At 66.0% G+C, this 12,530-nt stretch carries 13 protein-coding genes; 2 read left to right on the plus strand and 11 right to left on the minus strand.

Features of this window, described 5'->3' with window-relative positions; all coding sequences use genetic code 11:
• Nucleotides 1-5 precede the first annotated feature (5 nt).
• From QFZ57_RS17545 to truB, 4 genes are all read right to left on the minus strand, one after another.
• Entirely contained in the window at nucleotides 6-989 is a 984-nt protein-coding gene (locus tag QFZ57_RS17545) for a bifunctional riboflavin kinase/FAD synthetase (protein ID WP_306631772.1), read from the minus strand.
• A gap of 79 nt (nucleotides 990-1,068) precedes the next feature.
• Complete coding sequence (locus QFZ57_RS17550) at nucleotides 1,069-1,536, minus strand: hypothetical protein (protein WP_306901100.1); 468 nt, start codon at nucleotides 1,534-1,536, stop codon at nucleotides 1,069-1,071.
• Nucleotides 1,537-1,555: 19 nt separating this feature from the next.
• The gene (locus tag QFZ57_RS17555) at nucleotides 1,556-1,909 is read right to left on the minus strand and encodes a hypothetical protein (protein ID WP_306631774.1); all 354 of its coding nucleotides are present in this window, start codon (nucleotides 1,907-1,909) and stop codon (nucleotides 1,556-1,558) included.
• A gap of 2 nt (nucleotides 1,910-1,911) precedes the next feature.
• The gene (gene truB, locus QFZ57_RS17560) at nucleotides 1,912-2,844 is read right to left on the minus strand and encodes a tRNA pseudouridine(55) synthase TruB (protein WP_306901101.1); all 933 of its coding nucleotides are present in this window, start codon (nucleotides 2,842-2,844) and stop codon (nucleotides 1,912-1,914) included.
• A gap of 115 nt (nucleotides 2,845-2,959) precedes the next feature.
• Between truB and QFZ57_RS17565 the strand changes: the two genes are divergently transcribed.
• Nucleotides 2,960-4,117, plus strand: coding sequence for a pyridoxal phosphate-dependent aminotransferase (locus tag QFZ57_RS17565; protein ID WP_306901102.1), 1,158 nt, complete (start codon nucleotides 2,960-2,962; stop codon nucleotides 4,115-4,117).
• A gap of 59 nt (nucleotides 4,118-4,176) precedes the next feature.
• Here QFZ57_RS17565 and trxA read toward each other — a convergent pair whose 3' ends face one another.
• A complete protein-coding gene (gene trxA, locus QFZ57_RS17570) occupies nucleotides 4,177-4,614 on the minus strand; it encodes a thioredoxin (RefSeq protein ID WP_306901103.1) in 438 nt (145 codons plus the stop codon).
• A 2-nt stretch (nucleotides 4,615-4,616) separates the two neighbouring features.
• On the minus strand, nucleotides 4,617-5,102 hold the full coding sequence (locus QFZ57_RS17575; protein ID WP_306901104.1) for a nucleoside deaminase: 486 nt from the start codon (nucleotides 5,100-5,102) through the stop codon (nucleotides 4,617-4,619).
• A 174-nt stretch (nucleotides 5,103-5,276) separates the two neighbouring features.
• Between QFZ57_RS17575 and QFZ57_RS17580 the strand changes: the two genes are divergently transcribed.
• Nucleotides 5,277-6,401, plus strand: coding sequence for a ScyD/ScyE family protein (locus QFZ57_RS17580; protein ID WP_306631778.1), 1,125 nt, complete (start codon nucleotides 5,277-5,279; stop codon nucleotides 6,399-6,401).
• A 67-nt stretch (nucleotides 6,402-6,468) separates the two neighbouring features.
• Here QFZ57_RS17580 and rbfA read toward each other — a convergent pair whose 3' ends face one another.
• The 5 genes from rbfA to rimP all read right to left on the minus strand — a co-directional run bounded on the left by rbfA (nucleotide 6,469) and on the right by rimP (nucleotide 12,459).
• Nucleotides 6,469-6,978 carry a 30S ribosome-binding factor RbfA gene (rbfA, locus tag QFZ57_RS17585; RefSeq protein ID WP_306631779.1) on the minus strand — a complete coding sequence of 170 codons (510 nt, stop codon included), beginning with the start codon at nucleotides 6,976-6,978 and terminating at the stop codon, nucleotides 6,469-6,471.
• Between the two features lie 284 nt (nucleotides 6,979-7,262).
• Nucleotides 7,263-10,187, minus strand: coding sequence for a translation initiation factor IF-2 (infB, locus tag QFZ57_RS17590; protein WP_306901105.1), 2,925 nt, complete (start codon nucleotides 10,185-10,187; stop codon nucleotides 7,263-7,265).
• Nucleotides 10,188-10,339: 152 nt separating this feature from the next.
• Complete coding sequence (locus QFZ57_RS17595; RefSeq protein WP_306631781.1) at nucleotides 10,340-10,687, minus strand: YlxR family protein; 348 nt, start codon at nucleotides 10,685-10,687, stop codon at nucleotides 10,340-10,342.
• Between the two features lie 180 nt (nucleotides 10,688-10,867).
• On the minus strand, nucleotides 10,868-11,848 hold the full coding sequence (nusA, locus tag QFZ57_RS17600) for a transcription termination factor NusA (RefSeq protein ID WP_306631782.1): 981 nt from the start codon (nucleotides 11,846-11,848) through the stop codon (nucleotides 10,868-10,870).
• On the minus strand, nucleotides 11,848-12,459 hold the full coding sequence (rimP, locus tag QFZ57_RS17605) for a ribosome maturation factor RimP (protein ID WP_306631783.1): 612 nt from the start codon (nucleotides 12,457-12,459) through the stop codon (nucleotides 11,848-11,850). Before rimP ends, nusA begins: the two co-directional genes overlap by 1 nt.
• Nucleotides 12,460-12,530: the final 71 nt, after the last annotated feature.

Below are 12,530 nucleotides of genomic sequence, written 5' to 3' on the forward strand. Positions count from 1 at the left end.
TGCAGTCAGTGGGCGGCCAGGAGCTGGTGGGCCTCGGCCACATCCAGCTGCATCTGTTCCACCAGGGCCTCAGGGCCACGGTAGGCCACCATGCCGCGTAGCCGCGCCACGAATTCAACGATCACTGTCTGGCCGTACAGATCGAAGTCCTCCACGGCCTCCTTGGGCCTGTCGATGACGTGCGCCTCCACCTGGCGGCTCACGCCGTCGAAGGTGGGATTGGACCCCACCGAGATCGCTGCCGGCCAGCGCGTCCCGGCCTGGTCCACCAGCCAGCCGGCGTAGATGCCGTCGGCCGGGATCAACCCGGTGGCGTTTGAGGAGAGGTTCGCCGTGGGGAAACCGAGGGCCCGGCCGCGGGCGGCACCATGAACCACCTCGCCCCGCATTCTGTGCGGCCGGCCCAGGACCGAGGCGGCAGTGGCGACGTCGCCCTCCTGCAAGGCTTCACGCACCCAGGTGGAGGAGCAGCGGCGGTCCGTGCCGTCGTCGTCATGCAAGGGGTAGCCCTCGGCCCCGAACTCGCTGATGACCTGCACGTCGAAGCCGAATTTTTCGCCCAGCGCCTTCATGGTGTCCAGGTCGCCGGAGTTGCCACGGCCGAAGCGGGCGTCGTGGCCGATCACCACGTGGCTGGCGTGCAGGCAGTCCACCAGGTACTGCTCCACGAATTCCTCGGCCGTGAGGCTGGCGAGGTCCAGCGAGTACTTGACCACCAGGATGGCGTCCAGGCCGAGCCCGCCAAGAGCGTCCAGCTTGTCGTCCAGGCCCATGATCAGCTCCGGTGCGGCCTCGGGCCGGTGGATTACTGCCGGGTGGGGATCGAAGGTGACAGCCACAGCCTTGGCGTGGGAGAGGCGGGCCGAACGGATCAGCTGGGACAGCACCTGCTGGTGGCCGCGGTGAACGCCGTCGAAGTTGCCGAAAGTGACAACAGATGGGCCGAAGTCCGCCGGGACATCGGACGGATCGTTCCAGATGTAAACCATCACCCTCGCCTTAAGCTGCCTGCAAGCATCAACGTTCCGGAACCATGCCGGCCGCGGAACTCTTCAAGGTTACCCGGATTCACTGCGCCGCTTTGGCGCGCGTTGCATGTGCCGCGGAGGGCCGGCGCCGGTAGAGCCACACCAGTCCGAGGATGGGCAGCAACAGGGGGATGAAGCCGTAGCCGCGGCCAAACAGCGACCAGACCGTCTCGTGCGGGAACTGCACGGAATCCAGGATGCTCAGCGTCCCCACCACCAGGACACCTGCCAGTTCAACCAGTACCGCGGCAACGGAGACCTTGAACCAGGTGGTTCCGGCCTTGGCCAGCGAAACCGTGGCCACCACGTACACCAGGGCGGCGAACGCGGAGAGCAGGTACGCCAGCGGCGCCTCGGAGAACTTGGTGAGGATCTGGTACCCGGCACGCGCAGTGGCTGAGATGGCGAAAACCCCGTACACCGCTATCAGCAGGCGGCCAGGACCCGTGTTGCGGGTATTGCGGACGGATGTTTCGCCGGTGTCCGGCTGGGCCTGCTTGTGTTTCATTCCTGCTGCTTCTTCCACTTCAGTACCAGATCTGGTTCATTCGGGCAGCCATGACGAGTGCCGTGACGCCAACTGCGGCCAGGACAAAATTGCTCCACCGCGTGCGCTCCAGGATGGACCAATAGATTGCCGCCGGCGGCAGGAGCATGGCGGTGGCCATATAGCCCCAGAACTCCCACGCCTCACCAGCTATCGGTTCACCGGCGATAACCCGGACGATCGAACCCACCAGGTACACCACCAGGGCTGCTTCCACGGCCACGACGGAGAGGATGGTGACGTCGTTGGGTGACTTCTTCATGATTCCCGCACCAAGGCACACCAGCGTGGACACCAGTCCGACGACGAGGATGATCCAAAAATATGCGTCCATGCTTACGCCTTCGCGGCGGCTGCGGCCGTCCCGGTGCCTGGGGCGAAGACCAGCACCGGCTTGGCGTAACTGCCCGCGTCGGCGAGAAGGGCCACCAGGCTCCCATCGGGGGCGAAGGCGGCTGCGGGGTGGTCGGCGGTGGCAGCGGAAGGGCTCCCGGGGGCGGCGCCGGCAGCGATCCGCCGCCCGAACGAGATCTCCGTGGTTTCCTCGGCGCTAAGCTCGCGGTTGGGCATCAGTGCCCGGGCAGCCTGCGACATCTCCAGGACGTTGAGCTCTTCGGCCAACTGTTCCAGGGTGCGCGCCTGGTCCAGTGAGTAGGGGCCCACGTGGGTCCTGCGGAGGGCGGTGAGGTGTCCGCCCGTGCCCAGGGCGCTGCCCAGGTCCCGGGCGAGGGCACGGATGTAGGTGCCCGAGGAGCATTCGACGGTGACATCGAGGTCAACCACATTCGCTTCCGCCTCCCGCCGGATGCCGTGGACATCAAACCGGTGGATGGTGACGGGGCGTGCTGCCAGCTTCACGTCCTCGCCGGACCGTACCCGCGCATAGGCGCGTTCCCCGTTCACCTTGATGGCGCTGACGCTGCTGGGCACCTGCTGGATGTCGCCCGTGAGGGCCGCGACGCCGTCGTAAATTGCCTGGTCGCTGACGCCGGAAGTGCCGGCCGTGGCCGTGACCTCCCCTTCGGCATCGTCCGTAACGGTCGACTGGCCCAGCCGGATGGTGGCGGTGTAGGTCTTGGAGGTGCCCACGATGTAGGTCAGCAGCCGTGTGGCTTTGTTGATGCCGATCACCAGCACGCCCGTGGCCATGGGATCGAGTGTTCCTGCGTGCCCCACTTTCCGGGTCCCTGCGAGGCGCCGCATCCGGCCAACCACATCATGGCTGGTCCATCCCTGCGGCTTGTCCACTATCACCAGTCCAGAAAGCACGCCTACCAGTATATCGGCGCAGGTTGGCGCACCCGCCCACACCCCCGCGCCTACGCCACCCTGCCTGGCCCGGTTGCTCAGGGCCGGCCCCGCAAGGACGGCTAGGATGGCTGGCATGCCTGAGCTTGCCGCCCATGTCCGCGACGTGCCCGTTAACCAGATCCGCGAGATCACAGAGGCGGCGTGGCGCACTCCCGGCGCCATCGTGTTGAGCATCGGGGAGCCCGGTTTCCCGCTCCCCCGCCATGTCCTGGACGCAGGCATCGCCTGCCTGGACCGCGACGAAACCAACTACACGCCGAACGCCGGGATTCCCGCACTCCGTGAAGCGTTCGCTGCCAGGTTCCGGGAAGAACAGGGAGTCAACGTCGGCGCGGACCGCGTCTATGTGGTGTCCGGCGCGCAGCAGGGCCTGCACTTCGCCATGAGCCTGCTGCTCTCCCCCGGCGACGAAATCCTGATCCCCAACCCCGGCTACCCCACCTTTGCCATGACCAGCCGGCTGCTCAATGCCGTCCCGGTGGGTTATCCCCTGCACCCCGATCACGGCTTCCAGCCACGGGTCGCCGATGTGGAGGCGCTCATCACCAGCCGCACCAGGGTGCTGGTGCTCAACTCCCCGTCCAACCCACTCGGTGCCGTGCTCGGTGAAGAACTGGTCCGGGACCTGATGGACCTGGCCCGCCGGCACGATATCTGGGTGATTTCGGACGAGTGCTACGAGGCGTTCACCTACGATGTGCCCCACATCAGCCCGGCAAGGTTCGACGGCGGCACGCCGGCAGATGCGCGCGTGTTCACTTCGCTGACACTGTCCAAGACCTACGGCCTGACGGGGCTGCGCATCGGCGCGCTCATCTGCCCTCCGGGCCTGGAACAGAAGATGGACAACGTCATGGAATCCATCGTCTCGTGCGTGGCGTCCGCGCCGCAGTACGCGGCAGTGGCAGCCCTCACCGGGCCCCAGGACTACGTCCGGCACGCCCACCAGCACTACCGGGAAAACCGGGACGCCGCCTCGGCGGTCCTGGCTGCGAAGGGGATCCGCTACCTTCCGGCGCAGGGCGCGTTCTACCTGTGGGCTGACATGTCCCACGTGACCGGTGGAGATGTGCGGGCCTGGGTCCGGCGCTTCCTGGCGGATTCCGGTGTGGCCCTGGCTCCGGGGACTGCCTTTGGCTCCATTGGCGAGGGGTGGGTCCGGATCGCGCTGTGCGGCAGGAAGCAGGAACTGCTGAACGGACTCTCCCGGCTTCCGGGGGCCCGGCTGTAAATCCGACCCGCGTTAATTCCGGGTTCCGCCGGCCCGGGCAGTATTGGTTGTGCGCCGCGTCATTTGCGGGCGCCGGCGAGGGCCTTGTCCAACCAGGAACGGAGGACGTCCGCCGGTGCGGCTCCTGCCTGGCGCGCTGCGACCTTTCCGTCTACGAGCACCATCAGGGTCGGAATGGCCTGGACATCGAACCGCCGCGATAAGCCGGGCGACGTGTCCACGTCCACCTTCACCAGCTTTAGTTTCCCGGGCCGTTCCCGGGCCAGCTTGTCCAGGACGGGGCTGACCATGCGGCAGGGTCCGCACCAGGCGGCCCAGAAATCCACCAGTACCGGCACTGGAGACAGCTCCGCCTCGGCAGCGAAGTCGCCATCGCCCGCGGACACGATCCACGGCAGGTCGGCTTTGCAGTTGCCACAGCGGGGGCGGCCTGAAGCCTGGGCAGGCACCCGGTTCGTCTTACCGCAGGCGGGGCAGCTGAGAAGTGCGGGTTCCATGGCTAGTATTCCCTCCTGCTGTCAAAGGCGCGCCATGTTTGGAAGGGGACGTCCGACGTCGGGATGTCACCCCTGGTGACCGGCATCAGCTCCGGCGCCGCGCCGCTAAAGTAGTCGTAAAAGAGCGCGTCATCGAAGCCTGCCGCGGCCGCGCCATGACGGTCCGCGGCGAAGTAGACGCGACCGATCCTGGCCCACAGGGCGGAAGCCAGGCACATCGGGCAGGGCTCACAGCTTGCGTAGAGAACGGAGCCTGTGAGGTCGAAGTCCGCTGTTGCCGCGGCCGCCGCCCGGATAGCCACTACTTCCGCGTGGGCCGTGGGGTCGTTATCGCGCGTGACCCGGTTGACGCCGGCGTGAACGCGGCCGTCAGGCGTTACCACCACCGCACCGAAAGGGCCGCCGCCCTCGCCGACATTGTGCGTGGCCAACTCCACAGCCTGTTCAAGGTACGTGAAGGGGCTGTCGCCATGGTCTGCGGTAGTCATAGCACGATCCTAGCCACAGAGGCCATGGCGGCGGGATGGAAAGGGGGAAAGAAGGGGGCATACCCCCAACGACTACCCGCTGGTAGGAGCCTACGCTTGCGCCCGGGGACCATTTCGCCTCTGCCGAGGCTTCATATCCAGCCCGCAAGGGCCTCGCACCCCGGAGTACCCACAATGAAGAAAAGACTCGCACTTTTAGCCTGTATAGCGGTTTCGGCCGCGGCCATCGCGTCAGCAGGCCCCGCTGCCGCTTCCAGGGACGGGACCGACTATGAGATTCTCGCCGGCGGCCTCATCTCGCCACTGCACGTCACCGCAGGAACAGCACGGTCAGTCCTGGCGTCACAGGATTTCGCGGGGAAACTCACCCGGATCAACCGTGACGGGTCCACCGAAAACCTCTACACCGCCAAGCAGGGTTGGGAGGTTTCGGGCTCTGACACGCGCGGCAGCACGACGTACTTCCTCGAAAGCGTGGGCGCCGGGCAGGGAGACCCCGCCGCACTCCACGGATACCTGAAGGCCATCGACTCAAAGGGAAACGTCGACACGATCGCCAACTTCGCTGACTTCGAACGCCGCAAGAATCCCGACGGCTCCCAGCGCTTTGGTTTCGGTCGCGACGTCAGCGACCAGTGCCTCGCAGGCTGGCCAGCCTTCCCGCCTGCCAAGTACAAGGGCACGGTGGATTCGCACCCGTACGCTGTGGCGGTACGCGATGACACGGCGTACGTTGCGGACGCGGGCATGAACGCGGTCCTCAAGGTCAACCTGAAGAGCGGTGATATTGACACGATCGCGGTTCTGCCCGCACGTCCGGCGGTCATCCCCAAGGGCTTGGTGGTTCCCACCGACATGCAGGGTGGCACCATGAAGGTACCGGACTGCGTGGCTGGCCACAAATATGCCTTTGAGCCCGTGCCCACCGACGTGGCGATCGGTCCTGACGGCATGCTGTACGTGACGTCGCTGCCCGGCGGCCCGGAAGGACCGGAACTGGGTGCACGGGGTGCCATCTTCAAGATCAACCCATGGAACGGCGATACGGATCTCTGGGTCGATCACATTATGAGCCCCACGGGCCTGGCCGTGACAGACAACGGTGATGTGTACGTCGCCTCACTGTTCGGCGGCGAGATCCTGAAGTACACGTGTGAGGGCCGGCGCTCCCAGTTCCTGGCGGTGAACCTCCCGGCAGACGTCGACATCAGCGGCCACACCCTCTACGCCACCATCGACGCCCTGGGTGATCCGTCACAGCCGCCCGGAGGAAAGGTCATCAAGGCCGATCTCCGGTAGGCAAGGGAATACTTTCAGAGTTTAAAATGCCAGGGCCCGGGATATCTCCCGGGCCCTGGCTTGCGTCTTATTTGTTGCTGTCCTCGTCGAGGTCACTTTCGTCGCTGAGGTCCAGGTCCTCTTCGTCGAAGTCGTCCTCGTCGATGTCCACATCGGCAGATGCGTCGGACTTGTACGGGTCGGCGTCGCCGGCGTGCTTGGCTTGGGCGGCCAGTGCGGCTACCTCGGCGTCGCGTTTCTTGGCCTCGCGGAGCAATTCTTCGAGATTGGAGGCAACCACTGGTATCTGGTCGGCCACAAACTCGAGGGTGGGGGTCAGGCGAACGGTGATGTTCCGGCCGACTTCCTGCCGAAGCACACCCTTGGCTTTCTCAAGCCCCTTGGCAGCATCAGCCTGCACAGCCTGGTCACCGAGGACGGTGTAGTAAACAGTGGCATGCTGCAGATCATTGGTCACCCGGGCATCGGTAACAGTAATGCCCTCCAGCCGGGGATCCTTAACCTTCCGGCCCAGGGCCTCAGCAACAACAACCTTAATCCGCTGCGCCAACTTGGCAGCACGTGCCGGATCAGCCATGAACAACTCCTAAGAAAAATATGGGACGTACGACGGCGGCAGTGGGCCGGCGTCGAACGTTTTAGTTACCTGCCACGCACCCAGGGTCGAGCCACCACGCACTGGGGCGAGTGCACGACGGACCTGCGTTGGGTTTTTCCGGCGGCCCGGGAGTGGCATCGGGCCTGCCGGAGCTGGGTGGCCGACGTCGTAAGACGTAGGCCACCCAGCGAAGGGGCGGGGCCGCCGGAAAACCCCAACGACCCCGCACCTGGCACTGCTGACTCACCCGAAGGCGGACCAGCCTAGACGCGCGGCTTCTCGCGCATCTCGAAGGTCTCGATGATGTCACCTTCGGTGATGTCGTTGTACGAGCCAAGGCCGATACCACACTCGAAGTCCGTGCGGACCTCGGTGGCGTCGTCCTTGAAGCGCTTGAGCGTCTCAACGGTGAGGTTGTCACCGATGATCTTGCCGTCGCGGCTGATCCGTGCCTTGGTGTTACGGCGGATAATGCCCGAGCGGACGATCGAGCCGGCGATGTTTCCGAACTTGGAGGAGCGGAAGACTTCGCGGACCTCGGCGGTGCCGAGCTGGACTTCTTCGTATTCCGGCTTGAGCATGCCCTTGAGCGCCATCTCGATGTCATCGATTGCTGCGTAGATGACGGAGTAGAAGCGCATGTCCACGCCTTCGCGGTCTGCCAGTTCGGCAACCCGCTCGGCGGGCTTGACGTTGAAGCCGATGATGACGGCGGAGTCGACCGTTGCCAGGTTGACATCGTTCTGGGTGATGGCACCCACACCGCGGTGGATGACGCGCAGCTGCACGCCTTCGCCGACGTCGATCTTGAGCAGCGCGTCTTCGAGGGCTTCCACGGCACCGGACACGTCACCCTTGAGGATGAGGTTGAGGGTGTCGATCTTGCCTTCGGCGACGGCCTGGTCGAAGTCTTCCAGGCTGATGCGCTTGCGGCGCTTGGCCAGTGCGGCGTTACGGTCGGCGGCTTCACGCTTCTCGGCGATCTGGCGGGCGGTGCGCTCGTCAGCGGTCACGAAGAAGGTGTCACCGGCGCGCGGGACGTTGGACAGACCCAGCACCTGGACGGGACGGGACGGGCCGGCCTCGGTCAGCGCACTGCCGTCGTCGTCGAACATCGCACGGACGCGGCCGTGGGCCGTGCCTGCCACGATGGTGTCGCCGACGCGCAGGGTACCGGACTGCACCAGGACGGTGGCAACCGCACCGCGGCCCTTGTCCAGGTTGGCTTCGATCGCAATACCGCGGGCGTCCTTGTTCGGGTTGGCGCGCATGTCCAGGGCTGCGTCCGCGGTGAGCAGGACGGCCTCGAGCAGCTCGTCGATGTTGAGGTTCTGGCGGGCAGAGACCTCCACGAACATGGTGTCGCCACCGTATTCCTCGGGAACCAGGCCGTACTCGGTCAGCTGGCCGCGGACCTTCTCCGGGTTGGCGCCTTCCTTGTCGATCTTGTTCACTGCCACGACGATCGGCACGTTGGCCGCCTGGGCGTGGTTGAGGGCTTCAACGGTCTGCGGCATCACGCCGTCGTCCGCTGCGACCACCAGGATGGCGATGTCGGTGACCTTCGCACCACGGGCACGCATGGCGGTGAACGCCTCGTGGCCCGGGGTATCGATGAAGGTGATCTTGCGGTCGTCGCCTTCGTGGTTGTGCGTGACCTGGTAGGCACCGATGTGCTGCGTGATGCCGCCGTGCTCGCCCGCCATGACGTCTGACTTGCGGATGGCATCGAGCAGCCGGGTCTTACCGTGGTCAACGTGACCCATGACGGTGACAACCGGAGGACGTGCTTCCAGTTCCTCGTCGCCTTCGGCTTCGAGTTCGGCATCAAAGTCGATGTCGAAGCTGGAGAGCAGCTCGCGCTCCTCATCCTCCGGAGAAACGACCTGGAGCTTGTAGCCCAGTTCTTCACCCAGCAGCGCGAAGGTTTCCTCATCCAGCGACTGGGTGGCGGTAGCCATTTCACCGAGGTGGAACAGTACGGTCACCAGTGCGGCGGGGTTCGCCTCGATCTTGTCGGCGAAGTCCGTGATGGACGAGCCACGGCGCAGACGGATGACCGTGTTGCCGTCGCCGCGGGGTACGCTCACGCCACCCAGCGACGGGGCACTCATCTGCTCAAGTTCCTGGCGCTTGGCGCGCTTGGACTTGCGCTGCTTGCCACGGCCTGCGCCGCCCTTGCCGAAGGCACCCTGTGTGCCGCCGCGGCCGCGGCCGCCCTTGCCGAAGCCACCGCCGGCGGGAGCTCCGCCGCCTGCACCGGGACCACCGGTTCCGGGAGCGCCACCCGGGCGTCCCGGGCCACGGCCGCCGGCACCCGGACGTCCAGCACCGGCCGGAGCCGGGCGTTCAGTACGGTTGGGCATCATGCCGGGAGTAGGACGGGGACCGCCGGGACGCGGTGCACCCGGACGCGGTCCGCCTGCACCTGCTGCGGGACGGGGACCACCGGCACCGGCTGCGGGACGCGGCCCACCGGGACGCGGTCCACCTGCACCTGCTGCGGGACGGGGACCACCGGGACGGTCGCCGTCGTTGCGGCTGCCACCGGGACGGGGCATGCCCTGCGAGGTGGCGAAGGGGTTGTTGCCCGGACGGGGAGCGCGCTCTCCGTCGCCGCCACGGCCGCCGCGGGGCATGCCCTGCGAAGTGGCGAACGGGTTGTTGCCCGGACGGGGACCGCCGGGACGGGGAGCGGACGCACCCGGCGTGGATCCACCCGGACGGGCGGAAGGAGCCGGGGTGTCCGCCTTGGGCGCCGGGCGTGCACCGGGCTTAGCACCGGTGGACGGAGCGCCGCTGCTCGGAGCTGTGGCGGCCGCAGGCGCGGCGGCGGGGGCTGCCGGTGCTTCTGCCTGTGCAGGCGCGGCGGGAGCAGCCGGAGCCGGTGCCTGTGCCTCTGCCTTGGAGGCCGGAGCCTTGGGCGCAGCAGGGCCTGGAGCCGGGGCTGAAGGACGGGAACCTGCTGCCGGAGCGGGTGCCTTGGGTGCAGCGGCGGGCGCTGCGGCCGGTGCCGCTGACTTGGCAGCGGCGTCGGGGAAGGCGTTGCGCAGTTTACGCACAACGGGGGCCTCGATGGTTGACGAGGCGGAGCGAACGAATTCGCCCAGTTCCTGCAGTTTTGTCACTGCATCTTTGGAAGTTATACCGAGCTCTTTGGCGAGCTCATGTACGCGGACCTTGGCCACATTTCTCCTGTCTCGGTCCGCACCGAGCCAGGCACGAACCGTCTACTTCTTACTGCGGACCCCAGCCGCTGTTGATGCGAAAGGGCCCATTGCAGAGCGCAACAAAGTTGTCATCGTTACGCACTCATCGCTGGGAACTCATCGGGTTTCCATCAGATTTCTGACCCGCTTTCAGGTTGGACGGTTGGTGTTGCAGCCACCGGGGCGGCGTCAACGTTCGGGCCTGGCGTGATCCAGTGTTCGACGGCGGCGGTTCCGGTTGCGCCCGGAAGGGCACGTCCGAATGCTCGCCGCTTGATCGCCAGAGCCAGGCACGATTCGCTGGGGTGCAGCCATGCACCCCGGCCAGCCATCCGGCGTCGTTCATCCACCAGGACAGCGGTTGACCCGCTGCCTTCGGCGACGAGCCGGAGCAACTGCGACCGCGGGCCCTTCTTCCGGCACCCGATGCAGGTACGTTCAGGCTGATTTCCGGTGGAAAGCACTTCTGCCACGGTCATCGTCCTGACGTTCTTCTGCTGGCCGCAGGTTTTACCGCTTCCGCAACTACGGAAACAAGCACACCCAAGGCACACGGCTACCGGCCGTTAGGCGCGGTCTTGTCTATTCTAGCCCCTTTCGGGCTGTTCTGCCCGAAAGGGGGTGGCTGCCGCGTTGCGCCAGCCACCCTTGCCGGGACGTTACTTGTCGCGGGCAACCGCAGCGTCGGAGACGATGTCAATCCGCCAGCCGGTCAGCTTCGCCGCCAGGCGGGCGTTCTGGCCCTCCTTGCCGATGGCCAGCGACAGCTGGTAGTCGGGAACGACGACCCGGGCCGAACGCGTGGCTTCGTCCGTGATGGTGACCGAATTCACGCGCGACGGCGAGAGGGCGCTGGCGATGAAGGTGGCCGGGTTCTCGCTGAAGTCCACGATGTCGATCTTTTCATCGTTCAACTCGGTCATGACTGCGCGGACGCGTGAGCCCATCTCGCCGATGCAGGCACCCTTGGCGTTGATCCCGGGGGTGTTCGCCTTGACGGCGATCTTGGTGCGGTGGCCTGCCTCCCGGGCCAATGCCACGATCTCCACGGAGTGGTCGGCGATTTCTGGCACTTCGAGTTCGAAGAGCTTGCGGACCAGGCCCGGGTGTGACCGGGACAGGGTGACCGATGGCCCCTTGGTGCCGCGGTGCACGTCGATGACCAGGGCGCGCAGGCGGTTGCCGTGGACGTACTTCTCACCGGGAACCTGCTCGGGCGGCGGTAGGAGGGCCTCGACCGAGCCGAGGTTGACCTGGACCATGTGCGGGTTGTTGCCCTGCTGGATGGTGCCGGACACCAGCTCGCCTTCGCGGCCCTTGAATTCGCCCAGGACGTTGTCGTCCTCAACGTCGCGGAGCCGCTGCAGGATGATCTGGCGCGCAGTGCTGGCGGCAATCCGGCCGAACCCTTCGGGGGTGTGCTCGAATTCACCGATGGGTGCGCCGTCGTCGTCAATCTCCACGGCCCAGATGGTGACGTGGCCGCTCTTGCGGTCCAGCTCTGCGCGCGCTTTCTCGAAGGCGCCGGGTGACTTGTGGTACGCCACCAGGAGCGCCTGCTCGATGGTGGGGATCAGGAGGTCCAGCGGGATTTCACGCTCACGCTCCAAAAGTCTCAGTGCGCTCATGTCAATATCCATCAGGCCTCCTCAGAAGGTCCATTGTGTTCAGGTTCCAGACCGTCCTCGGGGAGGTGGCTGAATTCGATCTCGACTTTTCCGTTGCGGATCCTGTCGAAAGGAAGTTTTACTGGGTCGCCCTGCCGGGGCTTCATGCCCTTCTTGACGGCGACCTCGGGTACGAGGGTCACTCCCCCGTCGTCCACGGACTGGACACGTCCGGTGACGTTTTCGCCCTGGATCACGTTGACCTTGACCATCCGGCCCCGGGCGCGGTGCCAGTGCCGGGGCTCCGTCAGTGGACGGCCGACGCCGGGCGAGGACACTTCGAGGTCGTACGGACGGCCGTCGTCGTTGGGATCGTTGTCCAGCACATCCGAGAGCACCCTGGAAATGTCCGCAATGACGTCCAGGCTGACTCCGCCGCTTTCCTCCTGCGGCAGGTCCACCACAACGTGGACCACGCGGTGCGAGCCGGGAATGATGGCCACGTCCTCAAGGTACAGGCGGTTGGCCTGGACGGCGGGTTCCAGGAGGGCCCTGAGCCGGGCGGCTTCGGGGTTATGGGCCGGCGCAGATCCGCTTCCCGTGCCGGTGTGGTCTGGTGAAGCCGTGGCTTCTGCATTACTCACGATGCCGGCCGCCCTCCCTATAGATGATGTGGTGTTTACTAGCGTAGCTATTTTACCGGCCCAGTGGTGCA

Origin of the sequence: Arthrobacter sp. B1I2 (assembly GCF_030816485.1) — a bacterium.
GTDB lineage: Bacteria > Actinomycetota > Actinomycetes > Actinomycetales > Micrococcaceae > Arthrobacter.